The organism is Kocuria sp. CPCC 205260 (genome assembly GCF_040981045.1).
GTDB classification, from domain to species: Bacteria; Actinomycetota; Actinomycetes; order Actinomycetales; family Micrococcaceae; genus Kocuria; species Kocuria palustris.
The window spans coordinates 1-513 of record NZ_JAVKPT010000112.1 but is presented as its reverse complement, the minus strand read 5'-3'; the positions used below and the strand labels follow the sequence as shown (position 1 = coordinate 513).

Sequence of the window (513 nt, the reverse complement as noted above, 5' to 3'; positions counted from 1 at the left end):
TAATGAGCTGATAAAGGACACGTTGATTGTGAGGTCTATGTCCAGGGCAGGAAAGCCTACAGACAACCCTGTGAACGAATCCCTCAACGGATGGATAAAAGAGGAATTGTTCATAGACTTCAAGATTGAGACATGTAATTCAAGAGAGGAGTTCGAGGAGGCCTTGGACGCATACGTGGATTATTACAATGAGAAAAGACCATGTTATGCTATCGGCTATGATACGCCAAATAATTACAGGAAGAGGTTTTATAAAGGGGAGCTTCCAAGAAAGGACACTTTTGGGAAGCGAGAGGCTAATGCAACACCGAAGTTCGTCACAGAATGGAAGAAAAAGGCTGGAAATGAGAAAAATAAAGAATAATGTTCACTTTTATAAAGAAAAACTTGCAAATATGGATGAGATTGTCTACTTTTGCAAATGAAAAGGAACGAAATTTGATAGATATGTGTACTTTTAAAAATATAAATAATTAATAATCATTTTTTGTGTCCACTTTGGGGAACTGCTAC

General features: G+C 37.4%; 1 protein-coding gene. It reads left to right on the top strand.

Features of this window, described 5'->3' with window-relative positions:
- Positions 1-364 (top strand): integrase core domain-containing protein (locus tag RF645_RS13460; RefSeq protein ID WP_368819288.1); only part of this gene is annotated, 364 nt, incomplete at its 5' end.
- Positions 365-513: the final 149 nt, after the last annotated feature.